A 26,679-nucleotide genomic window follows, 5' to 3' on the forward strand; every position below is an offset into this window, starting at 1 on the left:
CATCCCCCGGTCAGGCCCAGATCTTCTGAGGCTCACTGCGGCGCTCGGCCAGCGACGGCGCCGTGTCGTACTCCCGTACCACCTGATAACGAGTGTCCCGCTCGACCGGCTGGAAACCGGCGTCCCAGATCAGGTGAAGAAGGTCGTCACGGTGCATGGTGCTCGGGGTGCCGTACGAGTCGGCGTCGTGGGTGATCTTGTACTCGACGACCGAACCGTCCAGGTCGTCGACACCGAAGTTCAGCGACAGCTGGGCCACCGACAGACCATGCATCACCCAGAAGTTCTTCAGGTGCGGCACATTGTCGAAGAGCAGGCGGGACACCGCGAACGTCTTAAGCGACTCGGCCGGGGCGGCCATCGTGGTGCGCTCCTGGATCCGGTTACGGACCTTGCCGTCCTGTGAGTCGTGGAAGTCGTGCTGGTAGCGCAGCGGGATGAAGACCGCGAACCCACCCGTCTCGTCCTGGAGCTCACGCAGCCTCAGCACGTGGTCGACCCGGTGTCGCGGCTCCTCGATGTGGCCGTACAGCATGGTCGCCGGGGTTTTCATGCCCTTCTCGTGCGCGAGCCGGTGGATCCGTGACCAGTCCTCCCAATGGCAGGCGTGGTCGACGATGTGCTGCCGGACCTCCCAGTCGAAGATCTCGGCGCCACCGCCGGTCAGCGACTCCAGCCCGGCGTCCATCAGCTCGTCGAGGATCTCGCTCGCCGACAGCCCACTGATCTTCTCGAACCACTGCACCTCGGTCGCGGTGAAGCACTTGAGCTTGACGTTCGGCAGCGCCGCCTTCAGCTCGCGCAGCACCTTGGGGTAGTAACGCCAGGGCAGGCTCGGGTGCAGACCGTTCACGATGTGCAACTCGGTGAGCTGCTCGTCCTCCATCTCCTTGGCCTTGGCGACGGCCTCGTCGATGCGCATCGTGTACGCGTCCTTCTCGCCGGGTTTGCGCTGAAAGGAGCAATACGCGCAACTGGCCGAGCAGACGTTCGTGAGGTTGAGGTGCCGGTTCACGTTGAACATCACCCGGTCACCGTTCATCACGGTCCGCTTGTGATGTGCCAGCCGGCCGAGCCAGGCCAGGTCGTCACACGCGTAGAGCGCGACACCGTCCTCACGGGACAGCCGCTCGCCCGCATAGACCTTCGCTTCCAGCTCCCGCTTCAACCCCGCATCCATGTGCACGAGGGTACGTCGCCACCCATCGGTGACCTGCGGCACCGTTCATCTGAAAAATTCTCAGCGTGCTTTCACCTTCATTCGATCGACACCGGTACGGGCCTTGCGGTATGAACCTTTAGGGACGACAAGCGACGGTCGTAACCGTCGCGGACGGGGAGCTCATGGCCAAGGCAGTGCGGCGAGGCAATACGCATCGCTTGCGTTTCGCGCGCCCTCGTCTACGCCCGCTGATCTGCTCGGCGGCGGTGGCGGCCGCGATCGCGGCGCTGTTCCAGCCCATCCCGGCGATGGCCGAGCCGCTCGTCCCCGGCACCACGACCACCGTGCCCGACGCCGGCTCCCAGCCCGTCGCGATCGGCAACCTGGTGCTCCCCGGCGCCCCGGTCACCACGCCGACCACACCCACGCCCTCACTGATCACCCCCGGCGTCCCCGCGAGCCCCATCCTGCAGAAGGTGGAGAAGGGTCGGGCCGAGATCGCCACCCTCGGTGATCAGCTGATCCTCGTCGGGCAGGACCGTGACCTCGCCCAGACGCAGCTCACCGCCGCGACCGCCCGGGTCACCGAGACCCAGCAGGCCCTGGTTCAGGCCCGCACCGTCGCGCAGGAGTCCGCGGCCGCCGCCATGCAGCAGGACGCCGCCCTCCCGCCCGGCGCCATCGACTCCCGCTGGGCCGAGCTCGACGCGCTGTCCCGCATGCAGCGGGGCGACGCCACCTCGTCGTATGAGGCGGCCGCCCGCCGTCTCATCGCCGCCGAGGAGGCGGCCCGGACCTCGACCACCGAGCAGGTCGCCGCCAACACCAAGTACACGGCGCTGGCCGCCCAGTGGACCCAGCTGAATGCGAACCTGGCCAAGAAGCAGGCCGCGCAGACCAAACTCGAGAATGACAATCGCGCCGAGATCAGCGCCGCCGAGAGCACCGCGAACGCGGCCGACCAGCAGCTCGGCGCGGAGTACCTGTCCGGTGCCGACGCCGGCCGGGGCGCCGACCCGCGGGCCGTGCAGGCCCTGCAGTTCGCGCTCGCCCAGCGCGGCGACCCGTATGTGTGGTCCGAGGAGGGCCCGGATCAGTACGACTGCTCCGGCCTGATGTGGGCGGCGTACCGCTCGGTCGGCTTCCAGCTCAACCGGGTGTCCCGCGACCAGTATTACCAGACTCGCGAGCGGCAGGTCTCCCGCTACTCGCTGCTCCCCGGCGACCTGCTGTTCTTCAGCTCGTCGAGCAGCTGGACGGGTATTCACCACGTCGCCATGTATGCGGGTCAGGGCATGATGGTCGAGGCTCCGCGCACCGGCCTGAACGTCCGGCTCACCCCGGTCCGGTGGTCGCGGCTGTTCGCCGCCACCCGGATCTACGGCTCGATCGAGGGCGAGACCGAGACGCCCGACCTCGGCAGCCCCGACCCGGACGAGCCGGTCACCCCGACCAAGTCGCCGTCACCGTCGCCGAGCGGCAGCAAGTCGCCGGGTGGCGTCAAGCCGAGCACCTCCACGTCGACGAAACCGGGCACGGGCACGTCGCCGAGCACTTCGACCTCGCCGAGCACCTCCACGTCGCCGTCGACGTCGACATCTCCGTCGAGCTCGCCGTCGCCGTCGGGCAGCTCGAACCCGCCGGTGGTTCCGCAGCCGTCGGCCGGCGAGTCGTCCAAGGCGCCCGACACGAACACCCCGAGCGCCTCGGTCGGCACCACCACCGGTTCAGCGGCGGCGAGCGCCTCGCAGGCGGCCGCCGCTTCCGGAGCCGCGGCCGCGTCGGGCTCCGCCTCGGGGTCCGCCTCGGCGGGTTCCGGTGACAACTAGCCATCTTTCGACAAACGGCGCCGGCCCGGTAAGCAGGTAGAACGGTCCCGACGCAACGACCCGAACCGGCCAGTCGGCCATCGGACGGTCGTAGCCGGGCGAGTGACGCTGATGCCGGGTGTGTTCACACCGACTGATGTGGCACGGTTATGGTCAGCGCCCGACGTCCGAGTCTTCGTCGGCAGCGGTGGTCTGGAGGACCCATGGACGAGCAGCAGGCGACCAAGGACGGCGAGATCAGGACGCCGTCCGCCGCCCGGCCGCCCGCGAACGACATCGAGGAGTACGCTCCCCCGCCGCCGCCCGCCCCGGGCGCGTTGTGGGCCACCCCGGCCGATGATCCCAAGCCCACCGCCACCCCTTCGGCTGCCTCGCCGTCCGCCGAGGCCCCGGCCTCCCCTGAACCGGCCTCCACCGAACCGGCCTCGGACACGCTGGCCGCCCCGGACTCCGCAGCCTCCGCTGATCCGGCCTCCGACGCGCCGGCCGCCTCGGACTCCGCCGAACCGGCCTCCGCAGCCTCTGCCGCGTCGGTTGCGGTCGTCTCAGCCGCGCCGGTGTCCGCTGCCCCGGCGTCCGCCGATTCCGACCCGGCTCCCGCCGTGGTCAGGCCCGCCACCGCTTCGGCGCCCACCGAGTCCGCAGCCGCCAAGGTGTCCGCCACCCCTGCCGAACCGGCAGCCTCGCCGGTTTCCGGTGGGCCCGCGGCTGCTGCTCCGGGATCTGCCACGCCGGTTTCGGCCGCACCGATCTCCCCGGCACCGGTCGTGAAAGCGTCCGCGGCAGTTCCCGTCTCCACTCCGCCCGCGTCCCGGGTCAGTGCCTCCGCTCCGGTTTCGGCCGCCCCCGCTCCAACCACCCCGTCCTCGGGGGCTCCGGCTTCCGCCGCCCCTGTCGCCCGGGCATCCGCTTCTGTCGCACCGGCCTCGGCGCCACCAGCCAGCGCCGCGCAGGCCGCCACCGCGCCCGCCCTCGCCGCGCCAACCGCCAACGCGCCTGCCTCCACCGGACCGGCCGCCAACACCCCTGCCTCCACCGGACCGGCCGCCAACACCCCTGCCTCCACCGGACCGGCCGCCGACGCCGCTGGCTCTGCCCCGGCCGCCGACGCCGCTGGCTCTGCCCCGGCCGCTGGGGCGCCCAAGGTTGCCCAGCCGAGCGCCGGTACTAGTAACCCGGTCTCGTCCCCCGCCTTCGGCTCATCGGTGCGGCCGGTCTCGTCGGTACCCGGCTCCGGCGCTGCCCGGGCCGCAGTGCCAGGTGTGGTCCGCCCGGCCGCCGATGAGGTGCCCGCCTCAGCCCGTGCGGCGGGCCAGCCTAAGGTCTACGGCGCGGCCCCACGACCAGTCGGCTCCGCCTCGGTGGCCGTCCCGGTCTCCGGCGCGAAGAACCCGGCCGACGCCAAGAGCCCGGCCGAGACCAAGGACGCCGCCGCCCCGGAAGGGCCGGCCGAATCCGGGAAGCCGTCCGACCCGCGGCTGTCCGACCCGCGGCTGTCCGACCCGCGGCTGTCCGACCCGAAGCCGTCCGACCCGCGGCTGTCCGACCCGAAGCCCTCGGACCCGCGGCTGTCCGACCCGAAGCCCTCGGACCCGAAATTCGCGGACCCGAAGCTGAGCGACCCGCCCGCGCCCGAAAAGCCGAAGCCATCCGAGCCGAAGCCATCCGAGCCGAAGCAATCCGACCCCGATCCCGCCGAACCGGAGAAGGACCCGGAGCCGGCCGAGCCCCAGCCTGTACCCGCACCCCCGGCGCCCCCGGCCCCGTCGAAACCGACCGACCCGGAACCGGACAAACCGCCGACGCCCTTCCCGGCGCCGAAGCCGGTCCCGCCGACGCCCAAGCCCGGCCCGGTCCCACCCGCGCCGACACCTACGCCGAGCCCGGTCCCTCCGGGCCCGATTCCGCCGACACCCGTGCCTCCGGGCCCGGTGCCGCCGACTCCGGTGCCGCCCAGCCCGATCCCGCCCGGACCCGGCCCGAACCCGATCCCACCCGGACCCGGCCCCAGCCCGATCCCACCCGGACCCGGCCCGGTTCCGCCAGCTCCGGTTCCACCGGCGCCGATGATCGGTACCGGTCCGGCGATCGGTAACGGTCCAGCGGGCGGTAACGGTCCGGCGGGCGGTAACGGTCCAGCGGGCGGTAACGGCCTGCCCCGCTACACCCTGCCGCCCACCGCCGCCTCGGCAGGTCTGCCACCGGCCCCGCAGAGCGCTCCTCGCGGGACGCCCTACCGGGGCTTCCCGTCGTCGCCGGAGAACATCGAGATGACCCAGCCGGTCTCTGCCGGAACCCCGCAGCCCGCTCAGTACGGCAACCCGCCGACCACTCCGATCAGCCCGGTCGCCGGCGGCGTGCCGCAGCAGCGCGGGCAGGGCACGGTGTACAGCACCGGTGGCTATCCCGCGATCGACATGACGATGCCGGTCTCCGACCCGGTGGAGAACTCGGGTTCACTGACCGGCCACATCCTGGCCCAGGGCTGGTATGACGCGCCGGTCGACCAGCGCCGCAGCAATGTGAAGGTGGTCATCGCCATGCTCGCGGTTCTCGGCCTGCTGGTGACGGTGAGCCTTGTGTTCGTGTTCACAGCGGGTGACGCGTTCACCGATTTCCTGGGCAATCTGACCGGCAAGTGACCAACTGACGCAGTCCCGACAGTGCCAAGAGGTCCCGGCGTTTTGTCGCCCGGGGCCTCGAACGTTTAAGCTTGCGCGGTTGCGCTTCGGGGTGAGCATGCCCACTACCCGGCCGGAATGCGGTCGGCGGTTCAGACGTTCACCCGTACACTGATGGTAGTTATTGACGCGGCGTGCCCACCCGGTGCACGCCACGGGCGTTCTTGCGGGCATTTCAGCGGGCGGTCTCCGATGACCGCGGCGGGCCATTCGCGAGCATGCGCCCCCGTAGAGAGGTTCTCTTGACCACTTTCGCTGATCCCAGCACGTTCCCGTCCGTCTTCGACAACAGCAGCACCGAGAGCGACACCCCGGCCGCCCCCGAGGCCGTCGAGGTCGCCGAGACGACCACCGAGGTCGCCGAGACCACCCCGGAGGCCGTCGAGGCCCCCGCCAAGACCTTCGCCGACCTGGGCCTCCCGGCCGAGATCGTGCGCGTCCTCACACGTGAGGGCATCACCACACCGTTCGAGATCCAGGCCGCGACCGTGCCGGACGCGCTGGCCGGGCGGGATGTCCTGGGCCGTGGCCAGACCGGCTCCGGCAAGACGCTGGCGTTCGGCCTGCCGGTGCTGGCTCGCATCGCGCAGGGTGGCCGGGCCCGGCCGCACTACCCCAAGGCGCTGATCCTGGTGCCGACCCGTGAGCTGGCGATGCAGGTCGCCGACTCGCTGATGCCGGTGGGCCGGTCGGTCGGCGTGTTCCTGAAGACCGCGGTCGGCGGTGTCCCGTACGACCGTCAGATGGACGCCCTGCGCCGCGGCGTCGAGGTGATCGTCGCCACTCCGGGTCGTCTCGGCGACCTGATCGAGCGTGGCGCCTGCAAGCTCGACGACGTCGAGGTCACCGTGCTCGACGAGGCCGACCAGATGGCTGACATGGGCTTCCTGCCCGAGGTCACCGATCTGCTGGCGAAGACCCCGGAGAACGCGCAGCGCCTGCTGTTCTCGGCCACTCTGGACGGTGACGTCGACACCCTGGTCAAGCGGTTCATGCACGACCCGGTGACGCACTCGACGGCCCCGGCCGAGGCGAGCGTGTCCACCATGGATCACCACCTGCTGCTGATCCCGCCGGCTGACAAGTTCCCGATCACGTCGTGGATCGCGAACCGGGCCGGCAAGACCATCGTCTTCGCCCGCACCCAGATGGGCGTGGACCGGCTGGTCGAGCAGCTTGCGGCGGTCGGTGTCCGGGCCGGTGCCCTGCACGGCGGCAAGACCCAGCGCGTCCGTACCCGTACGCTCGCCGAGTTCAAGGAAGGCCGGACGAACGTCCTGGTCGCGACGGACGTGGCGGCCCGTGGCATCCACGTCGACGGCATCTCGCTGGTCGTGCACGTGGACCCGCCGAAGGACCCGAAGGACTACCTGCACCGGGCCGGCCGTACCGCTCGGGCCGGTGAGTCCGGCGCGGTCGTCACGCTGGTGCTGCCCAAGCAGCGCCGCACCACGCAGGCGATGATGTCGAAGGCCGGGGTCGCCCCCGCCGAGACCCGCGTCCGTCTGGGCGACGACAAGCTGTCCGAGATCACCGGCGCCCGCGAGCCCAGTGGCGTCCCGGTCGTGGACGAGCCGGAGCCTCGCCGCGAGCGTTCCGGCGGCTCCCGTGGCCGCTTCGGCGACCGCCCGCGTGGTGACCGTCCGCAGCGCTCGTACGGTGACCGTCCGCAGCGCTCGTACGGCGACCGCAACGAGCGGACCTTCGGTGACCGTCCGCAGCGTTCCTATGGTGACCGCCCGGCCGGCGACCGTTCGTTCGGCGACCGTCCGCAGCGCTCGTTCGGCGACCGTGACCGGAACTTCGGCGACCGCCCGTCCAGCGACCGTGACCGCGGTGACCGCGGCTTCGGCGACCGTCAGCGTTCGGACCGCCCCTACGGCGATCGGCCCGCTGGTGACCGCTCGTTCGGCGACCGGCCCGCCGGTGACCGTCCGCAGCGTTCCTACGGTGACCGTCCGCAGCGTTCGTTCGGCGACCGTCCGACTGGTGACCGTCCGCAGCGTTCGTTCGGCGACCGTCCGGCCGGCGACCGCTTCGGCGACCGCCCGTCGGGTCCGCGCCGCGAGGGCCACCGCACCGACAGCCACCGCGGCGACCGCCGCGAGGGCCCGGGCGGCCGCTTCGGCACCCGCCCGGCTCGCAGCTACTGACAACTCCCACCGAAGCCCCGGTCGCCTCCAGGCGGTCGGGGCTTCGGCCTTTCCAAAATCCGATTCGGTACGACCTACGAAGGTCCCGTGGCTACGACGCGACGCAGGCGACCCGTCCCACCCGCGACGCGCCTCCGGGCTGAAGCGATCCCTCACCATGGTCCCGGTGCCGCCCTACGGTCCGATCCGCGCCACAACTCACCACACTGCGAGTGGACGGCGGGCGGGACCGGTTGTGGGGTAGCGGTGGGCAACGGATTCCGCCCGAAAGACGCGCTGGTGGGCGGGAGTTTCGCCTGCGTCGCGGGGTAGCCACGGGACCTTCGTAGGTCGTACAAAATGGTAGGTTTTTGGCATGCCGTTGCCTATTGCGGTGTTCTGGGAGCGCAGCGACGTCTCCGGCGCCGAGCATGCCCTGCTGGAGGCGCGCGACGGTCTGTATGCGCAGGGGACTCTTCTGGCTGCCGCGCCCGTGCCGTTCGCCTGTCGGTATGAGGTGCAGACCGGTCCGGATTGGGCGACCGCCCGACTGGACGTGCGGGCCGAGGGTGCCGGCTGGGCGCGTGCCGTGCGGCTGGAGCTGGCCGCGGGCCGCTGGCGGGTGACCGCTTCTGAACAGGGCGATCTAGACGCGGAACTGACCAGAAACGGTCACGCGCGGGCCGGCTTACCCGGGTGCGACGACCCGGATCTGTTGTATGGCGCGTTCGATGTCGGGCTGGGCGGATCGTCGCTCTTCGCCACCTTGCCGATCCGGCGACTCGGGCTGCTCGACTCGTCCGAGGCCGCGGCGGCCGGTGTGTCGCATCGGCTGAGTGTGGCCTGGGTCCTGGTGCCGAGCCTGGAAGTGGTGCAGGCGGACCAGATCTACACGCCACTGGGCGATGGGCGGGTGCGGTTCGCCGACGAGACCACGAGCGTCGACCTGATCTGCGACGACGAGGGGTTCGTGGCGGACCGGCCGGGGCTGGCCCGTCGGGTCACAGCTTCTGCTTGATCCAGCTGACGCAGGCCTTGTCGACGGTCTTGAAGGGCTTGTCGAGGGCGACCTGTGCGGCGACGTCGAGCTCCAGACCTTCACGCAGGACCAGTGAGACGAAGTTGAACATCTTGTCCTCGCCGAACTTCTCGGCGATGCAGCCCACCCCGAAGTGCCCGGTGGCGTAGAGCCGCGCGACGGTCAGGTCGTCGGATTCATCGGTGAGCGGCGGCAACGCGATCGTCTTGACCGCGCCGCGGCGGGCCTGGATGTAGCGGAGCGCGTCCCGGCTGTAGCTGTTCTGCGGCTTGCTGGGCTGGTAGCCGATGTACTCGGCGACGCCCTCGATCAGCCACAGATCGTCCTCGTCGTCCCAGTTGCGGTTGTCGTTGAGGGTGACGGCGTGGCCCATCTCGTGCTGGATGATCTCGGTGACCTCACGGTTGCTGCCGGACATCGCCTCGCCCGCTTTCACCACGATGTCGCTGCCGATGCCGTTGAGCGGCAGGTGGTACGCGACCGACCAGTTCGGGGCCATGCCCGAGTACCAGTTCTTCCAGCCCTTGTCGTCGGCGAGGTAGATCCGGTACTTCTTCTGCTCGTTGTGGAGCCGGGTGCCGTACCGGTCGGCGACCGCGGCCGCTTTCTCCGCCAGCGGCAGGGTCCGACGCACGTTCTCGGCCTGCGATTTCGGGCCGGCCACGATCACCCTCCGGCCCTGAGCGACGGTCAGCGCGGCATTCTCCCAGGGGGCCGGTTGCAGGTAGTTCTGGACGCCGGCGCCGGCCATCGCGGTGATCGTGTAGGAGCCGTTCCGCGGTGTCCAGGTGAGTGTGTTGATCATCGCGGGGGCGCCGGCTCCGGGGTCGGAGCGGTGGGCCGGGCAGTCGACGCCGCTGAAGCAGTAGTTGAGGTCGACCCGGACCTTCATCGTGGTGCCGGCCATCTTCGGCTCACCGTCGATGGTCAGGTCGGCGGCGGTGACCTCGAGCGCCCGCAGGTTCTGGAAGATCGTCCGGTAGCGGCCCTGCAGCTTCGGGTCGACCGGGGCGAGCCAGCCCGCTTCGTCGCCCTTGACCAGTGCCTGGGCTTGCGCGTCGATCAGCGCGTTGACCTGCTCGAGCGGGGTCGGCGGGGTGGCCGAGGCGGAGGGCGTGACCGAGGCCGACGGGACCGGGGTGGCGGTGGCGGGCTCCGGCCGGTCCGGCCAGAAGATCACCGCGCCGGCACCGGCGGCGAGCGCCAGCACGGCTAGTCCAGCGATCAGCGCCGAGGGCCGTCGCGGCGCAGGCGACGCATCGGCGACGAAGCCGGGCGGCACCTCGGTGACAAGGCCGGGAGGCGCCTCGGCGACGAGGCCGGGATCGGGCTCGGGGTCCGCCTCGGAGGAGGACTCGACAGACTGCTCGGGAGACGTCTCAGCCGACGGCTCGGGCAGCGACTCAGCCTGTGGCGACTCATCCATGACCGAGGATCTAACCACCTGTTTCGACGGTCCTCTATCCCATTTCGGCCCAGCGATCAGACGCGTTGTGTGATCCAGCTGACGCATGCCTTGTCGACGGTCTTGAAGGGCTTCCCGAAGGCTGTTCGCGAGGCCGGATCGAGGTCCTGACCCTCCTGGATCACCTGTTTGACGAAGACGAGCATCCGAGCCCGTCCGTACCTGTCGGCCAGGCAACCGACCGCGTAGTGCCCGGTGGCATAGAGGGTGCTGACCGTCAGATCGTCCGATTCGTCAGTGAGCTCCGGCCGCACGATCGACTTGATCGGACCGTGCTCGTCGAACCAGGACCGCAGCGAGTACCGGCTCTCGGTGTTCTGTGGTTTTCCGGGGAAGAACCCGATGTACTCGGCGACGCCCTCGATGAGCCACAGGTCCTCGTCCTGATCCCAGTTTCGGGACGGGACCATGGTGACGGCGTGCGCCATCTCGTGCTGGACGGTGATGGCGAGCTGGCGATCGGAGTCGAGCACGTCACCGGCTTTGAGGACGATGTCGCTACCGGTCTGGTTCAGGGCGATGTGATAGCCGATGACCCATTTCGAGAGCTGGCCGCCGTACCACTGCTTCCAGGTCTTGTCGTCGGCGAGATAGACCCGGTAGCGAGCCGGCGGCTCGGTGCTGAAACGGTCGACGATCTTCGCGGCCTTCTCGGCCGCGGTGAGCACGCGTTGGAGGTTCTTCGCCTGGCCGGGCGGTCCGGCGACGATGACCCGCTCGCCGCGGGCGAAACGCAGTTCGGTGTTCTCCCACGGGGTCGGCTGGAGTGGGTTCTCGTCCTTGATGTCGGCGATCCCGGTGACCACGTACCCGCCGTCACGCCGGGTCAGGGTCAGCTCGTAGAGGACCTTCGGCGGGCCGCGGCCGACCGAGTCGTCCCAGGCCGGGCAGGCCGCGTCGCTGAGGCAGTAGCTCAGCATGAACCGGGCGTCGACCGCGCTCGTGGTGCTCCCGCCGAGGATCTCCACACCGTACTCGGCCCGGCTGATCTCCAGGTTGCGCAGGTTTCGGTAGATGGCCCGGTAGCGTTTCCGCGCCGCCGGGTCGACCGGCGCCAACCAACCCGCCTCGTCACCGCTGAGTAGCGCGTCGACCTGCCCCTGAAGGGCGAACCGGACATCCCGCTCGATCACGGTCGACGGGTCGGGCGCCACGACGGGGGCGGCGGTCGCCGGCTTCGGTCGCTGCGGCTGCGGCCAGAAGACCACGCTGACGGAGGAGACGGCGAGCAGCATCACCCCGAAGGCGCCGAACGCCCGCGCCACCCAATCCCTACCCGATCGATGATCGAGGTCATCCTCCACGAGCCGGATCTAATCACGGCCCGTCGATGGATGTCAGCCCGGCCAGTCGCCGCCGTCCATGAATCGCTCAATCACCCTGGAGTAAGGGGACAATTCGAGCCCCTGGGCGGCCACCCAGTCATCGGAGTAGTAGGTGTCGGCGTACCGTTCGCCGCCGTCGCAGATCAACGTCACCACCGATCCGGTACGGCCGGCCGCGCGCATCTCGGCGATCAGCCGGAACGCGCCCCACAGGTTGGTACCTGTCGACCCGCCGAGCCGCCGGCCCAGTGTGGCCGACCCGGCCCGCATCGCGGCGAGGGACGCGGCGTCCGGCACGTGGATCATGCGGTCCACCACGGACGGCAGGAACGACGGCTCCACCCGGGGCCGGCCGATCCCTTCGATGCGCGAGCCCCGGCCGGTCACCGTGGTCCAGTCGCCGGCAAGGTAAGCCTGCCAGAACGCCGACCCCTCGGGATCGACAACGCAGACTCTGGTGTCGAGACGCCGATACCGTGCGTAGCGGCCGATGGTGGCGCTGGTGCCACCGGTGCCGGCACCGACGACGACCCAGGCCGGGACCGGGTGCCGTTCCAGAGCGAGCTGGCTGTGGATGGATTCGGCGATGTTGTTGTTGCCACGCCAGTCGGTGGCCCGCTCGGCGTACGTGAACTGGTCCATGAAGTGCCCACCGAGGTCGGCGGCGAGTCGCCGGGCCTCCGGAACCACCTGGGTCGCCTCGCCGACCAGATGACATCGGCCGCCCTGGAACTCGATCAGCGAGACCTTCTCCGGCGACGTGGAGGCCGGCATCACGGCGATGAACGGCAGACCGAGCATCCGGGCGAAGTATGCCTCACTGACCGCGGTCGACCCGGAGGACGCCTCGACGACCGTGGTCTGCGGGCCGATCCAGCCGTTGCACAGCGCGTACAGGAACAGCGATCGGGCCAGCCGATGCTTGAGCGAGCCGGTGGGGTGCGACGACTCGTCCTTGAGGTAGAGGTCGATGCCCCAGCTGATCGGCAGTGGGTAGGGCAGCAGGTGGGTGTCGGCGGAGCGGTTGGCGTCCGCCTCGACCAGGGCGATCGCGTCGCGGGCCCAGTCGCGGGCCACGTTGTCCGAGCGGTCGAGCTTGGTGGGTTCCATCCCCGACCTCAGCCCAGACCGGGCTGCGGGCGGTTCTCCCACTTCGTGGAGAGGGCGATCGCGGTCCGGGTCGAGGCGACACCCGGTGTCCGGTTTATTCGCACGATCAACTGCTCCAGTTCCGCGATCGTGCCGACTCGCACGGTGAGCTGATAGGACTCGACGCCGGCCATGAAATAGCAGCTCTCCACCTCGGGCATGGCACGGACCGCGGCGAGGACGTCGTCGGTGTCGGCGCCGGAGTCCTCGATGATGCCGATGAGCGCGGTGACACCGAGCCCGATCGCCTCGTGATCGATGTCGGCCCGGTAGCCGCGGATGGTTCCGGCGGTCTCGAGCTTACCCACTCGCTCGTGCACGGCGGGGGCGGAGAGCCCGACCTTGCGGGCGAGTTCGGCGTACGACGAGCGCGCGTTCTCCCGTAGCAGGTCGATCAGCCGGAGGTCGATGGAGTCCATGCTTCAAACCCTAATCGGGTGGCGCTCCCGCCTTCACGCCCGGTAGCGGCGAATGGGCGGCAGGATAATGACCACTGTCGCAATCGGGGCTTTTTCCGCATTTCACGGACTTGGTTCAGGGGCGGTGCTCTAATGGCTTTACGTCCCGATCGAGCACGCCGACACTCTCCGTGACCACCGGCCGCTCCAGAAACCGAACCGAGGAGGGGGTTGTGGACACTGGAGATCGTCTGCTGACACCGGGCGAGGTGGCCGCGTTGTTCCGCGTCGACCCGAAAACGGTCACGCGCTGGGCCGCCGCAGGCCGGATCGGCAGTATCCGTACTCCGGGTGGACACCGCCGATTCCGTGAGTCAGAAGTTCGCGCATTGCTTGAAGGCGATGGCGTGATCGAGGAGATGCGCGAGGACGACGCCGCGAACAAACCGCGGAACAACGGTCCTAGCAATCCGGGGACGGGCTTCGGCCCGCCGAACGGCTTGCGCTAAGCGTTCCTCTCACCCAATTCACCGGTCCATCTGCGGAAAAGCGTGTGTGGTACGCCCAAAGCGTCCAGCACCTTTCCGGCTACGAAGTCGATCAGTTGTCGTGCCGTCGCACCGGCCCCGGAGCCGTAAAATCCGGGGCTGGCCGGCAGCACCACGGCACCGGCGTCGTGCAGGCTGATCAGATGTTCCAGGTGACTGCGGGTGACCGGGGTTTCCCGGGGTACCACCACCGTCCTACGGCGCTCCTTCAGATTCACTTCGGCCGCTCGCTGCAGCAGGTCCTTCGATAGCCCGACAGCAATACCCGCACATGCCGCAGTGCTGGCCGGAACCACCGCCATCCCGCGCGCCGGATAGGAACCGGAGCTCGGGCCGGCGGCCAGGTCTCCGGCCGGCCAATAGGCGAGGTCGCCCAGATCGCGGCCGAGCCAGGCGGCCACGTCGTCCTTCCAGTGCGCATCCCGGATCGTCGCTCCGGTCTCGTCCAGCAGGGTGAGCCGGGCGGCCCGGGAGACGACCAGGTCGACGGACTCGCCGGCGTCCAGCAGGGCGGTCAGAACCGCCTTGGCATAGGGGGTTCCGGACGCTCCGCTGACGCCGACGATCCATGGTTCACGCATGGTTCAAGTGTGCCGCTACTCCACTGAGAGCTGCGCCGCGGTCGGGATCGCCTCGCTCAACCGGTACCACCCGGCGTCATCGGTGAAGTCGGTGACCACGGTGACCGACTCGTACACCTTGCGGATCTCCTCGATCGGCAGGTCACCGCCGACCGTCAGCATGCTGACGTCGTCGTCCAGCACGCGGGTGCAGGACCGTTCGTCGCACGGGTTCGGCGGCATCTGCTCTCGTGTCGCACGCGACGGATACAGACCGACCACGAGTTGATCGTGGAACTTCCGGTCACCGCTGCCGTTCCGGTTGAACATCCGTCCCGGGTTCGTCAGGAGCTCCCGCTGGGAGTCGGCCGGCGCGAACATGATGTTCGTCATCGACTTCAGGAACGGCGTGACCTCGCCGGGAGTGCTCCACGTCTCCATCAGCCGGTAGCCCGTCGGGACGTAGCCCACCCGCAGGGCGATCCGTGGTTCCGCGCCACCGCCCAGGACCAGGCCGGCGGCGATCCGGTAGGCGTCCGCCTTACTCGTCGTGTTCTCGCCGGTCGCCAGCTCGGCATACGCCCCGTCGGCATATTCCCAGGTCAGGATCGTCCGGAAGGACACCGTGCGGTAGAAGGCGGTGCGCCCGGCAACCGGTTCGGCGGCGGTGAGGCCGGTCAGCGGATGCTCCGGCGCGACACCGGGCCGGTACACGGTGAGCGATCCGACCCCCGGCTTCGCCCCACCCGCCGCCCTCTCGACGCTCGCCACCACGGCGCCGACGTCGAGGATGAACGGGTCCTCCACCACGTACCCGTCGACCGTGTATCCGCGGAACGTGTACGTCGTGACCGGCGCGGGCGTGGGCGCGGCCGGGACCGGCGGGGGTCCGTCGGCGCGGGTGACGACCTGCGGCACCCCGATCGCGGCGGCCACCGCCACCGCGGCCGCGACCGCCCACCCGCCGTTCCTCCGGCGACGCCGCCGACGGCCGGCCTCAACCACCTGCTCGACGCTGTAGCGGGCCGCCGGCGGGTTCGCCTTGGCCTCACGCAACAGTTCAGACAGCTGTTCCATGACCGGCCTCCATCTCGGTGCCGAGAATCTGGCGGAGCGCGTCGAGGCCACGCGCGGTGTACACCTTCACGGTTCCCTGCGGGCACTTCAGGGCCGCGGCGGTCTCCTGCACGCTGAGCCCCTCCAGGAAGCGCAGCACCAGCACCGCCCGCTGCCGGGCCGGCAGACCGTCGAGGGCCTGCCGAACCCGGAGCCGCTCGTCGACCGCCCCCGTGGCGTCGTCGGGCAGCGCGGAATCGGGCATCGAATGGCTGCGCGACTGCTCCCGCCGCCACCACGGGCGGCGGGTCTCGTCGATCGCGGCCCGCACCACCGCGGACCGGGCATACGCCGCCGGGTTGTCCACCCGATTCCACTTCACGTAAAGCCTGCTGAGAGCGGCCAGCACCGCATCCTCGGCCACCTGCCAGTCACCGCACGTGAGATACGCCAGCCCGCGCAACGGTTCGGTGCGCGCGGCGACGAACTCCCGGAACTCGGCTTCTCGATCGCTCACGCGGTTTAGACGGTGCGATCATCGTGCCGGGTTACATGCGATATCGCGCCGGAACCGCCTCCTCGACCGGAATCCACGTCGCGTGGTCCTCCGGCGCGGACAGGACCACGGAGTCGAGCACTTTCTGGGCCTCGGCTTCGGAGATGCTGCCGCTGACGTCGAGCTGGTAGCGGCCACCGGGCAGAACAAGCCGGGCCCGGCACGCGTCGTGAGCGCAGTCCGGGATGTCGCCCGGCACCGGCACCTGACTCATGATCAGCTGTAGGTCGCCCTTGGTCAGGCCGATGTCGGCGAAGGGCAGCCGGCCGGGGCCGGTGAGTTGCCGAGCCACGTCGTCGGTCGGCAGGAAGTGCGCGAGTGAGAACTTCTCGTCCTGGCTGACACTGAAGAGCCGGAACCCGGCCGGCACATAGCCGACCTTGAAGGCGACCGTCACCGGTGTCTCCGAGCCGAGCCGGAACCCTTCGGCCACCTCGCGCAGCACATCTTGGGTCGTTTCCAGGTCAGCGGTCAGGACGGCCGAGGCGCCGTCCGCATACTCCCAGATCAAACCCGCCTTCGGGCCGGGAGCGGTGAAGGTGGACGCCGGCCGGCCGCGGATCGGGTCGGCCGCGGTTCGCGCACCGATTCCCATCCGGGCGATCGGGTCGACACCGGGCTCGAACACGCGCAGATCGCCGCCTCCGTGCAACCCTTTGATCGGCATCACACTGGCGAACGTGTAACCGAGACTGAAGATCGTCGGTGTTCCGACCCGGTACTTCTTCACCTGGTATCCGGTGAACCGGGCCGCCGACGGGATCTGGTCTCCACGGCTCGGGGCGGGTGCTGGAGTGGTCGCCGCCGGTGGTGGCGGGGTCGGTTCCGGGTGCCGACCGGCAAGCTGCGGCACACCGATCGCGGCGGCCACCGCGACCACCGCCGCGAGCGCCCAGCCGGAGTTACGGCGGCGCTCCCGCCGCCGGCCGGCCGCCAGCACGTCGTCGACGGTGTGCCGGAGCGGCGGCGCGTCCGTCCGGATCTGCTCCTGCATCAACTCAGACAGCGGCTTCATGACGGGCCTCCAGCTCGTGGCCGAGAATCTGGCGGAGCGCGTCGAGGCCGCGCGAGGTGTAGACCTTCACGGTGCCTTCCGGGCACTTCAGGGCCGCGGCGGTCTGCTGCACGCTGAGCCCCTCCAGGAAGCGCAACACCAGCACCGCCCGCTGCCGGGCCGGTAGGCCGTCGAGGGCCTGTCGCAGCCGCAGCCGCTCGTCGACCGCACCGGTGGCGTCGTCGGGCAACGCCGAATCGGGCATGGCGTGACTGCGGGCCTGCTCACGCCGCCACCAGGGGCGGCGGGTCTCGTCGATGGCGGCGCGCACCACCGCGGTCCGGGCGTACGCCTCGGGGTTGTCCACCCGGTTCCACTTCACGTACAGCTTGGCCAGGGCGGACAGCACCGCGTCCTCGGCCACCTGCCAGTCGCCGCAGGTCAGATAGGCGAGCCCCCGTAACGGCTCCATCCGCGCGGCGACGAACTCGCGGAATCCGGCCTCTCTATCGCTCACGCCGATAAGACGGAAGCCCGGTCCGACCCGGTTACACCAGGTACAGATCGATCAGGGCGAACACGAACAGGGCGATGGCGATGAACCCGTTCGCGGTGAAGAACGCCCGGTTGACCTTGGAGAGATCGTTCTCGGTCACCACGACGTGCTGGTAGACCAGGCCGGCCCCGGTGACCAGCAGGCCCACCCACCAGGACCAGGTGAAACCGGCCAGCTGACCGAACCAGACGAACAGCGCGAAGCACAGCACGTGGGTGACCGTGGAGATGTGCAGCGCGGTCCGCACCCCGAACCGGGCCGGGGTGGAGTGCACCCCGATCTTCCGGTCCACCTCGACGTCCTGGCAGGCGTAGATGATGTCGAAGCCACCGATCCACAGGCCCACCGCGACGCCGAGCACCCAGGCCGGCCCGGAGCCGGCGAAGGTGCCGGTGATCGCCAGCCAGGCGCCGACCGGGGCGACCGCCTGAGCCAGCGCGAGCACGTAGTGCGGGAAGTTCGTGAACCGCTTCGCGTACGGATAGACGACCAGCGGGATCACCGCGAGCGGGGACAGGACCAGGCAGAGCGGGTTGAGCAGGCCGGCCGCGACGACCAGGATCACCAGCGAGACGATCGCGCCGGTCCAGGCGGTACGGACGCTGACCGCGCCGGTGACCAGCTCCCGGTTCTGCGTCCGCGGGTTCAGGGCGTCGATCTTGCGGTCGAGGATCCGGTTGGCCGCCATGGCGAAGGTACGCCCGGCGACCATCGCGATCGTGACGAGCACCAGATCGAGCCAGTGCGCACCGACCGTGTCGCCGCTTTTCAGCACGGCGACCAGCGACGACAGGTAGGCGAACGGCAGCGCGAAGATCGAGTGTTCGATCATCACCAGCCGCAGGAACGATTTGATCTTGCCCGGTTGCGGCGAAGCCACAGCTGTCACAGCCCGTATTCCTTCCACCGCTTGTCGACCAGACCGACCACCTCGGGGGACATGGTCATCTCCTCCGGCCAACCCCGGGAGTAGCCCTCGGACGGCAGCTTACGGGTGGCGTCGACACCCGCCTTCCCGCCCCAGAACTGCTGGTAGGACGAGTGGTCCAGGTGGTCCACCGGCCCCTCGGTGAGCAGCAGGTCGCGACCGTAGTCGACGTTGCCGAAGGCCCGGAACGCGACCTCGTTGTAGTCGTGCACGTCGACGTCCTCGTCGACCACCACGATCAGCTTGACCAGGGACAGCAGGTGGGCGCCCCAGATCGCGCTCATCACCTTCTGCGCGTGCTTGGGGTAGCGCTTGCGGATCGACACGATCAGGCAGTTGTGGAAGACACCCGAGGCCGGCATGTCGTAGTCGACGATGTCCGGGATCAGGATCTTCGCCAGCGGCAGGAAGATCCGCTCGGTGGCCTTGCCGAGACCGTGGTCCTCCTGCGGCGGCTTCGACGTGACGATCGACTGGTAGATCGGCTTCTTCCGCATGGTCATGCACTCGATGTGCAGCACCGGGAACGGCTCGACCGGCGTGTAGTAGCCGGTGTGGTCGCCGAACGGGCCCTCCGGCAGGCGCTCGCCGGGCTCCAGATAGCCCTCCAGGACGATCTGCGCCTCGGCCGGGACCTGCAGCGGGACGGTCACGCAGTCGACCATCTCGATCCGCTCGCCCTTGAGGAAACCGGCGAACAGGTACTCGTCGATGTCGGCCGGCAGGGGGGCGCTCGCCGCGTACGACACCACGGGATCGCAACCGATCGCGACGGCGACCGGAAGGCGCTCGCCGCGTCGCTCGGCCACCGCGTGATGCGCGGTCGAGTCCTTGTGGATCTGCCAGTGCATACCGAGCGTGTTCTTCGAGTGCTGCTGAAGCCGGTAGAGGCCGAGGTTGCGCTTACCGGTCTCCGGGTGCTTGGTGTGGGTCAGCCCGAAATTGTGGAAGATGCCGCCGTCGTCCGGCCAGACCTGCAGGCCGGGGAGCAGACCCAGGTCGACCTCGTCGCCCTTGAGCACGACCTCCTGGCAGGGGGCGCTCTTCACCTTCTTCGGCGGGACCGACTTGAGCTGCAGCACCTTGGCGATGCCCTCGCGGATCCCGGACCAGCCCACCGGCAGCTCCGGTTTGGCCAGCGCGCCGATCCGCTCGCCGACCTCGTCGAGCCGGTCCACGCCGAGGGCCATGGCCATCCGCTTCTCGGTGCCGAACAGGTTGATCACCAGCGGCATGTCGCCCCGGGTCGGGCGCTCGAAGAGCAGTGCCGGGCCACCGGCCCGCACGGTCCGCGTGACGATCTCGCTGATCTCCAGCGTCGGATCCACCGGCACGGTGACTCGTCGCAGCTCACCGGCGGCCTCCAGGGCGGCGATGAAGCTCTGCAGATCGGCATAGGGGAATCCACGCGGCGCCATGCCCCCAGTCTGGCACCAGGTTCCGTCACTGGAGATCCGGGACTCCCGTTGGGGCTTTCATGAGGCTGTGGAACGTGACCCGATGGTGTCTGCTGACCAGTCTGGCCGCGGCTCTCGCGGTCGCCGCCCCGGCGACCTCCGCGCCCGGGGCACGTCTACCCGGGTGCGGAGCGCCCGGCCCGGCCTCGACCAGCCCACCGACCGGCCCGGCCACCGTGGACAGCCCCCGCGCGTGTCGGGCCGGCGGTCCGGCCCTGGAATCCGACAAGATCGCCTTCACGCCGAGCGGCTACCACCACCTCGGTGCCGGGACCCGCGGTGAGTGGGGCGGGGTGTCCGGCCGCTTCTCGGTGGTGGACGGTTCGGTACGCCCACAGACCTACGACTTCGTGGTGGGCCGGTTCATGGCCAAACGCGACCTGGGTGGCGGACGGATCGCCTGGCTGGAGGCGGGCTGGTCGGAGACCGGCTGGGCCTCTCCGGGTCGCCAGCACATCTACACCTTCGACACGAACACCAATCGCTGGCAGTTCTACGACCAGTACGCGGTCCGCCCCGGTGACCAGGTGTGGCTGGACATCAGCACCGACCGGAACGGGATCTGGCGCGCCTGGCTGTGGTGGAACAACAGGTGGAACCTGCTCACCCAGCAGCAGCTGCCGCTGGGCCCGGTCGCCCGGATCGAGCAGTACGTGGAGGTGCACGTCGACCCGTCCCGGCAGGCCAAGCTCGACCTGCCGAAGGTGGCCGTGGACAACGTGCGACTGCGGCCGGTCGGTGGTGGGCCGGCCCGGTACTGGCGTGAGGACGTCGCGACCGAGACCGCGGCGCCCTCACGGGGTGGGTTCTGCCTGGACTGGAAGACCCGCTACGACACCTGGACCGCCGGCGACTGCCCGGATGACGACGATTAGGCGTACGAGTGCAGGCCCTCGAAGAAGAGGTTCACGCCGAACAGGTTCATCAGCATCGTGACGAAGCCGACGATCGCGATCCAGGTCGCGGTGGTCCGCTTGACGCTCGGGGTGGCCCGGGCGTGCAGGTAGGCGGCGTAGACGATCCACGAGATGAACGCCCACACCTCCTTCGGGTCCCAGCCCCAGTAGCGGCCCCAGGACGCCTCGGCCCACAGCGGCCCGGCGATCAACGCGCCGAACGTGAACAGCGGGAAGGCGAAGGCGTGCAGACGGAAGGTGAGCCGCTCCAGCGAACCGGCGTCACCGACCCGGCGACCGAGCGTGTACGGGAAACCGCGCTTACCGGCGTCCCACCCGTTCTTGATCAGGAACATCGCGGCCGGCACCGCCCCGAGCAGGAAGATGCCGGACGAGATGATGATCGTCGAGACGTGGAAGATGAACCAGTACGAGTTCAGCGCCGGGACCAGCGGGCCGACCGGGGTGTAGGCGATCAGCGCGGCCGCGCCGAGCAGCACCACCAGGATCAGCGAGACGAAGAGGCCCAGGTGGCGCACGGCGGGCTTACGAAGCAGCACGACCGCCCAGACCGCGGCGCCGACCAGTGTCGCGGAGAGGATGTACTCGTACATGTTGCCCCAGGGCATCCGCTCGGCGGCGATCCCGCGGGTGGCCGTGGTGCCCAGGTGCAGGGCGAGGCCGATCAGGTTGAGGACGACGGCGATCCGGCCGACCAGCTCACCCTTGCCGGCGCCGGGCTTGGCGATCACGACGTCGTCAGGGACCGGAGCCCCGGCGCCCACAAGGCTGCGCGAGGCGGCCCGACCGATGTGGCTGCGCTTGCCGAACGCGTACTCCCCGGCGTAGCAGATCATGGCGGCCAGATAGGCCAGCACGGTCAGCGCCATAAGCTGATTGGACAACTCCGCCATCAGGGCGTCCCTTCCTTGACATGCCGGGTGAGCGTCGTGAACTCATCGCCGAAACCCGCGTAGTCGGTGCGGGGCAGGCCACCGGCTTCGATCGCGCTGCCGCCCTCGGCGGGGACCACCCGGAACCAGACCCTACGCCGGTGCACGGAGAGCGACAGCATCAGCCCGGCCAGACCGAGAACCGCTCCGACCAGCATCAGGAACTGGGTGGGATCGTGCCGGATGGAGATCGTCGCGAACCGGCGGGTGCCGACGAACTCGAGTGTGGTCCCGTCGTCGAGGGTCCACTTCTCGCCCGGTCGTAGCACGTACGGCCGCTCGCCGCTGACCTTCTTGAGGTCGCCGTCCTGGATCTGGCCGCGGTTCAGCGCGTACACCGAGCCCGGCTTTCCGGAGTCCAAGCCCAGATCGCCGCGGTAGGCGGCCAGATAGAGCACCGGATTGTTCTCCGCCGGGTACTTCGAGCGGGCGCTGCCGTCGTCGCCGCCGGTCGGTAGGAAGACACCCTCGAAGCCCATCTGCAGCTTCGGATCGCGCTTGTCGGTGGCCGGATCGATGTTGACGTCCGGGAACTGGACGACACCCTCGCTGGTCAGCATGTTGTCGGTGGGCAGGAAGGCGACGACCTTCTCCTGCGAGGCGCCGAACCGGTCGGTGTAGCGCAGCACCGGCGCGTAGCCCTGGCCGATCAGGTTGATATTGGCCCCGGCCAGCCGCAGCGGGTCGTTGACCGAGAACGACGTCTGCCGGTAGGCGCCGCCACCCTCGCTGACCTGCACGTTGGCCCGGAACGACTTGGGGATGCCGTTCTCCTGGAAGGTGGAGCTGAAATCGGTCATCCACATGCAGAACTCGGGCAGATCGGAGGCGTCGACGCGGGGGCCGAGGACCGACTCGTCGTGCTGCGTGACGGCGTTGCAGAACTCCTGGTCCTGACCGGCGATCAGCAGGCGGTTCGCGTGCCAGCCGTACCACTGACCGAAACCGACCCCGACCAGCACCGCGAGCATGGCGAAGTGGAAGAGCAGGTTGCCGGTCTCTTTCAGATAGCCCTTCTCGGCCGCGACCGTCCAGCCGTCCGGCGTCTCCCGCACCCGGGTCCGGAACCGGCTGCGGCGCAGCCGGTTCGCCAGGTCCGCGGCGGCGGCCGCGGGTTCCTCCGGGCGTCGCCCGCCGTCGACATGGTGCGGCAGGCGGTCCAGACGCTTCGGAGCATCCGGCGGTACGGTCGTGAGCGCCCGGAAATGATCACGGAGGCGGGGTACCACGCACCCGATCAGCGATGTGAACAGCAGCAGGTAGATCGCCGCGAACCAGGGTGACGCGTAGACGTCGAAAGCGAAGAACCGGTCCAGGATCGGTGCCAGTTTCGGGTTCGCCGCGAAGTACTCGGAGACGTTCTCCCGGTTCACCCCGCGCTGCGGGAAGATCGAACCGGGCACCGCCGCGACCGCGAGCAGGAAGAGCAGGATCAGCGCGGTCCGCATGCTGGTCAGCTGCCGCCACGAGTTGCGCAGGAGCGCCCAGACCGGGTTGGGCCGTTTCGGCGGCGGCGTGTCGGCGGTGGTGGGCCGGTCCTCGACGACAGTCACAGCACCGGCACCTCAGAGAAGTCGACGACGGTGGTCAGCCAGATCAGGAACTGGTCCCAGGCGCCGGTGACCAGGGCCAGGCCGACCAGGATGAGCAGGCCGCCACCGATCCGGGTCACCCACCGGCTGTTGCGGCGGACGACGGTGAAGACGCCGAGCATCCGGCGGAAGAAGAGTCCGAAGACGATGAACGGCACGCCCAGTCCGAAACTGAACGCCAGCGCGAGCACGATCGAACGGTCGGTCTGTCCGGTGGTGGTCGCCAGACCCATCACCGCACCCAGGGTCGGGCCGACACACGGGATCCACGACAGCGCGAAGACCGCCCCGAAGATCGGTGCCCCGGCCAGCCCGGCGGCCGGCAGCCTGGTGATCCGGGCCTCCCGCTGGAAGCCCGGGATCCAGCCCAGATATCCCAGACCCAGCACGATGATCACCACGCCGATGACGGTGTTGAGCACTTCCTTGTGGGTCGTGAGCTGCAGGAAGACGTTCGACACCAGGGTGACCATCAAGGTGAACACGACCGAGAAGCCGAGCACGAAGAGACTGCTGCCGGCCAGCACGCGGCTCCTGAGTGCCACCGTCGTCGTGGCGCCGTTCCGGCCCATCACCGATTCCATGTCGGAACCGGCCAGGCCGGTGACGTAGGAGAGGTAGCCTGGGATCAGCGGCAACACACACGGCGACAGGATGCTGACCAACCCGGCGAGCAGTGCCGCGCCGATCGCCAGGAGCATCGGCCCGTCGGTCACCGCACCTTCGAAGGCGCCGCCCATCAGCCGGTCGCCTCCGCCGCGATCTTCTCGACCAGCGGTTGCAGCTCGTCGATCGTGGTGGCCCGCCGGATGGCGACCGCGATCCGGCCCTGCCGGTCCAGGATCAGGGTGCTCGGGATGGCGTTCTGCGTGACGTCGAACTTCAGCCCGACCTTGCTGCCGACGTCGAACAGGCTGCCGTACGTGACCTGGTAGCCCTTCTCGAACGCCTTCGCCGAGTCACGCTCGTCGCGGGTGTTGACCCCGAGGAACGTGACCTCCTTGGCCTTGGTCGCCTGGTACGTCTTCTCCAGGTCGTCGGCCTCGGCCCGGCACGGCGCGCACCACGAGCCCCAGAAGTTGACCACGACCACCTTGCCGCGGTCGTTCTGCAGGTCGTAGGTGCCGCCGTCGAGCAGCTCGCCGGTGACACCGCCGACCAGTGGCCGTTGCTCCGGGGTGCACTCCACCACGAGATTCGTGGTGGAGCACTTCTTGGCCCAGTTCTCCTCGCCGCCGCAGCCGGTCAGGAACCCGGCGGCGGTGACCGCGGCGATTGCGACGGCGGCGAGGCGGCGCATCAGGCCCCCTTGGCGGTCTTGGCCGTCGCGGACATGGCGACCAGATGGGCGGCGGGCTCCGAGTAGTCGATACCGACCACCTTGGACCCTTCGAAACGGAACGAGGTGAGACTGGCGAGTCCGCACTCACGCTTACGCGGATCGTGCCAGAGACGCTTGCCCTCGACGTAGCGCCGCAGCGTCCAGATCGGCAGCTGGTGCGAGACGCAGACCGCCTCGTGGCCCTCCGCGGCCACCCGGGCGGCCTGCACGGCGGCGAACATCCGCTGCGCGATCACCAGGTAGGCCTCGCCCCAGGACGGGGTGATCGGGTCACGCAGCACCCACCAGTGCCGGGGGTTGCTGAACGCGCCGTCACCGACCGAGACCCGCTTGCCCTCGAAGTAGTTGGCGCTCTCGATCAGTCGCACGTCCGACGCGATGTCCAGCTTGAACTCGGCGGCGAACGGGGCGGCGGTCTCCTGGGCGCGCTCCAGCGGGCTGGCCACCACGTGCGTGATGTCTCGGCCGGACAGCACCTCGGCGGCCGCCTTCGCCATCTGGTTACCCAGTTCCGACAGGTGGAAGTCGGGCAGGCGGCCGTACAGGATCTTGGTGGGGTTGTAGACCTCGCCGTGCCGCAGCACGTGCACCGTGGTCTTGGTCGGCTCGCTCATGAATGCGCCCCCGCGGCGGCTCGGGCCGCGAGCGGCGCCGCGGCGGCGATCTGTTCCAGCGCTGCGTCGTCGATCGCCGTCGACACGAACCATGACTCGAACGCGCTCGGCGGCAGGTAGACGCCGTTGGCCAGCATCGTGTGGAAGAACGCCTTGAACGCGGCCGCGTCCTGCGTCTTCGCGGAGTCGTAGTCGACGACCTCGTTCTCGGTGAAGAAGATCGAGAACATGTTGCCGGCGTACTGGAGTCGGTGCGGCACACCGGCGGCGGCCAGCGCGTCGGCGCAGAGCGAGCCGATCGTGCCGGACAGCTCGTCCAGCCGCTTGTAGGTGGCCGCGTCGGCCAGCCGCAGCGACGCGAGGCCGGCCGCGCATGCCAGCGGGTTACCGGAGAGGGTGCCGGCCTGGTAGACCGGGCCGGCCGGGGCCAGGCGGGACATGATCTCCCGGCGACCGCCGAACGCCGCGGCAGGCAGTCCGCCGCCCATCACCTTGCCGAACGTGAACAGGTCGGCGTCGACCGGGTGCAGCCCGGCCCAACCGCCGGCGGAGACCCGGAAGCCGGTCATCACCTCGTCGACGATGAGCAGCGCGCCGTGCCGATGGGCGATCTCGGCGAGCGCCTCGTTGAAGCCCTCGCGCGGGGTGACCACACCCATGTTGCCGGGGGCGGCCTCGGTGATGATCGCGGCGATCTCGGCACCCTCGGCGGCGAACGCGGCCTCGACGGCGGCGACGTCGTTGTACGGCAGCACGATCGTCTCGCCGGCCGTCGCCCCGGTGACGCCCGGTGAGTCGGGCAGACCGAGCGTCGCGACGCCGGAGCCGGCCGCGGCGAGCAGCGCGTCCACGTGACCGTGGTAGCAGCCGGCGAACTTCACCACCTTGGACCGGCCGGTGAAGCCACGGGCCAGCCGGATCGCGGTCATCGTCGCCTCGGTACCCGAGTTGACCAGGCGGACCTCGTCGATCGGGGTACGCCTGACGATCTCCTCGGCCAGGTCGATCTCGCCCGCCGTGGGCGTACCGAAGCTGGTGCCGAGAGCCGCGGCCCGCTGCACCGCCTCGATCACCTCGGGGTGAGCGTGGCCGTGGATCAGCGGACCCCAGGAGCAGACCAGGTCGACGTAGCGCCGCCCGTCCACGTCGGTGAGCCAGGGCCCGGAGCCCGAGGCCATGAACCGGGGCGTGCCGCCGACCGCTCGGAACGCACGCACAGGTGAATTCACCCCGCCCGGCACGATGGCCTGGGCGCGGTCGAACAGGGCCTGGGAGACCGGGGCGTCCTCCGGGTACGGAAGTCCCGCGGTGGGATATGTCGTGGTCACAGCGGTCCCCATTCTGTCAGCGGCATGGAACGAGTATTGCGAGAGGGTTCTTCACGTCATCGGATGATGTCCGGAAGCGCCCCGTCGGACCGCGCCGGACGGGCTGATTCGCCCCGAAG

General features: G+C 69.7%; 25 protein-coding genes. 6 read left to right on the forward strand and 19 right to left on the reverse strand.

What is annotated here, in order from left to right; genetic code table 11:
* Positions 1-10: 10 nt before the first annotated feature.
* Positions 11-1,180 (reverse strand): aminofutalosine synthase MqnE, encoded by a 1,170-nt coding sequence (gene mqnE / locus Q0Z83_RS42565; protein ID WP_317789110.1) that lies wholly within the window; start codon positions 1,178-1,180, stop codon positions 11-13.
* A gap of 200 nt (positions 1,181-1,380) precedes the next feature.
* Between mqnE and Q0Z83_RS42570 the strand changes: the two genes are divergently transcribed.
* Positions 1,381-2,991, forward strand: a complete 1,611-nt coding sequence (locus Q0Z83_RS42570; protein ID WP_317789111.1) for a C40 family peptidase — start codon at positions 1,381-1,383, stop codon at positions 2,989-2,991.
* 124 nt (positions 2,992-3,115) lie between these two features.
* On the opposite strand, the gene Q0Z83_RS42575 is transcribed toward Q0Z83_RS42570, so the two are convergent.
* The gene (locus Q0Z83_RS42575) at positions 3,116-4,045 is read right to left on the reverse strand and encodes a hypothetical protein (RefSeq protein ID WP_317789112.1); all 930 of its coding nucleotides are present in this window, start codon (positions 4,043-4,045) and stop codon (positions 3,116-3,118) included.
* 1,012 nt (positions 4,046-5,057) lie between these two features.
* Between Q0Z83_RS42575 and Q0Z83_RS42580 the strand changes: the two genes are divergently transcribed.
* The 3 genes from Q0Z83_RS42580 to Q0Z83_RS42590 all read left to right on the forward strand — a co-directional run bounded on the left by Q0Z83_RS42580 (position 5,058) and on the right by Q0Z83_RS42590 (position 8,822).
* Positions 5,058-5,633, forward strand: a complete 576-nt coding sequence (locus tag Q0Z83_RS42580; RefSeq protein WP_317789113.1) for a hypothetical protein — start codon at positions 5,058-5,060, stop codon at positions 5,631-5,633.
* A gap of 281 nt (positions 5,634-5,914) precedes the next feature.
* Complete coding sequence (locus Q0Z83_RS42585; RefSeq protein ID WP_317789114.1) at positions 5,915-7,825, forward strand: DEAD/DEAH box helicase; 1,911 nt, start codon at positions 5,915-5,917, stop codon at positions 7,823-7,825.
* A 355-nt stretch (positions 7,826-8,180) separates the two neighbouring features.
* Positions 8,181-8,822 (forward strand): putative glycolipid-binding domain-containing protein, encoded by a 642-nt coding sequence (locus Q0Z83_RS42590; protein ID WP_317789115.1) that lies wholly within the window; start codon positions 8,181-8,183, stop codon positions 8,820-8,822.
* Here Q0Z83_RS42590 and Q0Z83_RS42595 read toward each other — a convergent pair.
* The 4 genes from Q0Z83_RS42595 to Q0Z83_RS42610 are packed head-to-tail and all read right to left on the reverse strand — an operon-like array spanning position 8,806 to position 13,201.
* Positions 8,806-10,269, reverse strand: coding sequence for a hypothetical protein (locus Q0Z83_RS42595; RefSeq protein WP_317789116.1), 1,464 nt, complete (start codon positions 10,267-10,269; stop codon positions 8,806-8,808). The genes Q0Z83_RS42590 and Q0Z83_RS42595 overlap by 17 nt on opposite strands.
* A 56-nt stretch (positions 10,270-10,325) precedes the next feature.
* Positions 10,326-11,612, reverse strand: coding sequence for a hypothetical protein (locus Q0Z83_RS42600; RefSeq protein WP_317789117.1), 1,287 nt, complete (start codon positions 11,610-11,612; stop codon positions 10,326-10,328).
* 33 nt (positions 11,613-11,645) lie between these two features.
* Entirely contained in the window at positions 11,646-12,743 is a 1,098-nt protein-coding gene (locus Q0Z83_RS42605; RefSeq protein ID WP_317789118.1) for an L-cysteine desulfhydrase Cds1, read from the reverse strand.
* 8 nt (positions 12,744-12,751) lie between these two features.
* Positions 12,752-13,201, reverse strand: a complete 450-nt coding sequence (locus Q0Z83_RS42610) for an Lrp/AsnC family transcriptional regulator (protein WP_106329284.1) — start codon at positions 13,199-13,201, stop codon at positions 12,752-12,754.
* Positions 13,202-13,413: 212 nt separating this feature from the next.
* Between Q0Z83_RS42610 and Q0Z83_RS42615 the strand changes: the two genes are divergently transcribed.
* On the forward strand, positions 13,414-13,689 hold the full coding sequence (locus tag Q0Z83_RS42615; RefSeq protein WP_317789120.1) for a BldC family transcriptional regulator: 276 nt from the start codon (positions 13,414-13,416) through the stop codon (positions 13,687-13,689).
* Here Q0Z83_RS42615 and Q0Z83_RS42620 read toward each other — a convergent pair.
* Genes Q0Z83_RS42620 through Q0Z83_RS42650 form a run of 7 tightly spaced genes read right to left on the reverse strand, consistent with a single transcriptional unit; the run spans position 13,686 to position 19,796 of the window.
* Positions 13,686-14,309, reverse strand: coding sequence for a UbiX family flavin prenyltransferase (locus tag Q0Z83_RS42620; RefSeq protein ID WP_317789122.1), 624 nt, complete (start codon positions 14,307-14,309; stop codon positions 13,686-13,688). The genes Q0Z83_RS42615 and Q0Z83_RS42620 overlap by 4 nt on opposite strands.
* Positions 14,310-14,324: 15 nt before the next feature.
* Positions 14,325-15,365 carry a hypothetical protein gene (locus tag Q0Z83_RS42625; RefSeq protein ID WP_317789123.1) on the reverse strand — a complete coding sequence of 347 codons (1,041 nt, stop codon included), beginning with the start codon at positions 15,363-15,365 and terminating at the stop codon, positions 14,325-14,327.
* Positions 15,349-15,861 carry a SigE family RNA polymerase sigma factor gene (locus Q0Z83_RS42630; RefSeq protein ID WP_317789124.1) on the reverse strand — a complete coding sequence of 171 codons (513 nt, stop codon included), beginning with the start codon at positions 15,859-15,861 and terminating at the stop codon, positions 15,349-15,351. The genes Q0Z83_RS42625 and Q0Z83_RS42630 overlap by 17 nt, the downstream gene beginning before the upstream one ends.
* 31 nt (positions 15,862-15,892) lie before the next feature.
* Positions 15,893-16,915: a hypothetical protein gene (locus Q0Z83_RS42635; protein ID WP_317789126.1), complete on the reverse strand. Its 1,023-nt coding sequence runs from the start codon at positions 16,913-16,915 to the stop codon at positions 15,893-15,895.
* Positions 16,899-17,411: a SigE family RNA polymerase sigma factor gene (locus Q0Z83_RS42640; protein WP_317789127.1), complete on the reverse strand. Its 513-nt coding sequence runs from the start codon at positions 17,409-17,411 to the stop codon at positions 16,899-16,901. The genes Q0Z83_RS42635 and Q0Z83_RS42640 overlap by 17 nt, the downstream gene beginning before the upstream one ends.
* A gap of 31 nt (positions 17,412-17,442) precedes the next feature.
* Positions 17,443-18,348: a menaquinone biosynthesis prenyltransferase MqnP gene (gene mqnP / locus Q0Z83_RS42645; RefSeq protein WP_317797280.1), complete on the reverse strand. Its 906-nt coding sequence runs from the start codon at positions 18,346-18,348 to the stop codon at positions 17,443-17,445.
* The gene (locus Q0Z83_RS42650) at positions 18,336-19,796 is read right to left on the reverse strand and encodes a menaquinone biosynthesis decarboxylase (protein WP_317789128.1); all 1,461 of its coding nucleotides are present in this window, start codon (positions 19,794-19,796) and stop codon (positions 18,336-18,338) included. The genes mqnP and Q0Z83_RS42650 overlap by 13 nt, the downstream gene beginning before the upstream one ends.
* 74 nt (positions 19,797-19,870) lie before the next feature.
* Between Q0Z83_RS42650 and Q0Z83_RS42655 the strand changes: the two genes are divergently transcribed.
* Positions 19,871-20,710 carry a hypothetical protein gene (locus tag Q0Z83_RS42655; protein WP_317789130.1) on the forward strand — a complete coding sequence of 280 codons (840 nt, stop codon included), beginning with the start codon at positions 19,871-19,873 and terminating at the stop codon, positions 20,708-20,710.
* Here Q0Z83_RS42655 and ccsB read toward each other — a convergent pair.
* From ccsB to hemL, 6 genes are read right to left on the reverse strand one after another with little or no spacing between them, the layout of a single operon-like run.
* On the reverse strand, positions 20,707-21,645 hold the full coding sequence (gene ccsB, locus Q0Z83_RS42660; RefSeq protein ID WP_317789132.1) for a c-type cytochrome biogenesis protein CcsB: 939 nt from the start codon (positions 21,643-21,645) through the stop codon (positions 20,707-20,709). The genes Q0Z83_RS42655 and ccsB overlap by 4 nt on opposite strands.
* Complete coding sequence (gene resB, locus Q0Z83_RS42665) at positions 21,645-23,237, reverse strand: cytochrome c biogenesis protein ResB (RefSeq protein ID WP_317789134.1); 1,593 nt, start codon at positions 23,235-23,237, stop codon at positions 21,645-21,647. Before resB ends, ccsB begins: the two co-directional genes overlap by 1 nt.
* Positions 23,234-24,016 carry a cytochrome c biogenesis CcdA family protein gene (locus Q0Z83_RS42670; protein WP_317789136.1) on the reverse strand — a complete coding sequence of 261 codons (783 nt, stop codon included), beginning with the start codon at positions 24,014-24,016 and terminating at the stop codon, positions 23,234-23,236. The genes resB and Q0Z83_RS42670 overlap by 4 nt, the downstream gene beginning before the upstream one ends.
* The gene (locus tag Q0Z83_RS42675; RefSeq protein WP_317789137.1) at positions 24,016-24,576 is read right to left on the reverse strand and encodes a TlpA family protein disulfide reductase; all 561 of its coding nucleotides are present in this window, start codon (positions 24,574-24,576) and stop codon (positions 24,016-24,018) included. The genes Q0Z83_RS42670 and Q0Z83_RS42675 overlap by 1 nt, the downstream gene beginning before the upstream one ends.
* Entirely contained in the window at positions 24,576-25,232 is a 657-nt protein-coding gene (locus tag Q0Z83_RS42680) for a histidine phosphatase family protein (RefSeq protein ID WP_317789138.1), read from the reverse strand. The genes Q0Z83_RS42675 and Q0Z83_RS42680 overlap by 1 nt, the downstream gene beginning before the upstream one ends.
* Positions 25,229-26,572 carry a glutamate-1-semialdehyde 2,1-aminomutase gene (hemL, locus tag Q0Z83_RS42685; RefSeq protein ID WP_317789139.1) on the reverse strand — a complete coding sequence of 448 codons (1,344 nt, stop codon included), beginning with the start codon at positions 26,570-26,572 and terminating at the stop codon, positions 25,229-25,231. The genes Q0Z83_RS42680 and hemL overlap by 4 nt, the downstream gene beginning before the upstream one ends.
* Positions 26,573-26,679 lie beyond the last annotated feature (107 nt).

This window comes from Actinoplanes sichuanensis, assembly GCF_033097365.1.
Lineage (GTDB): Bacteria > Actinomycetota > Actinomycetes > Mycobacteriales > Micromonosporaceae > Actinoplanes > Actinoplanes sichuanensis.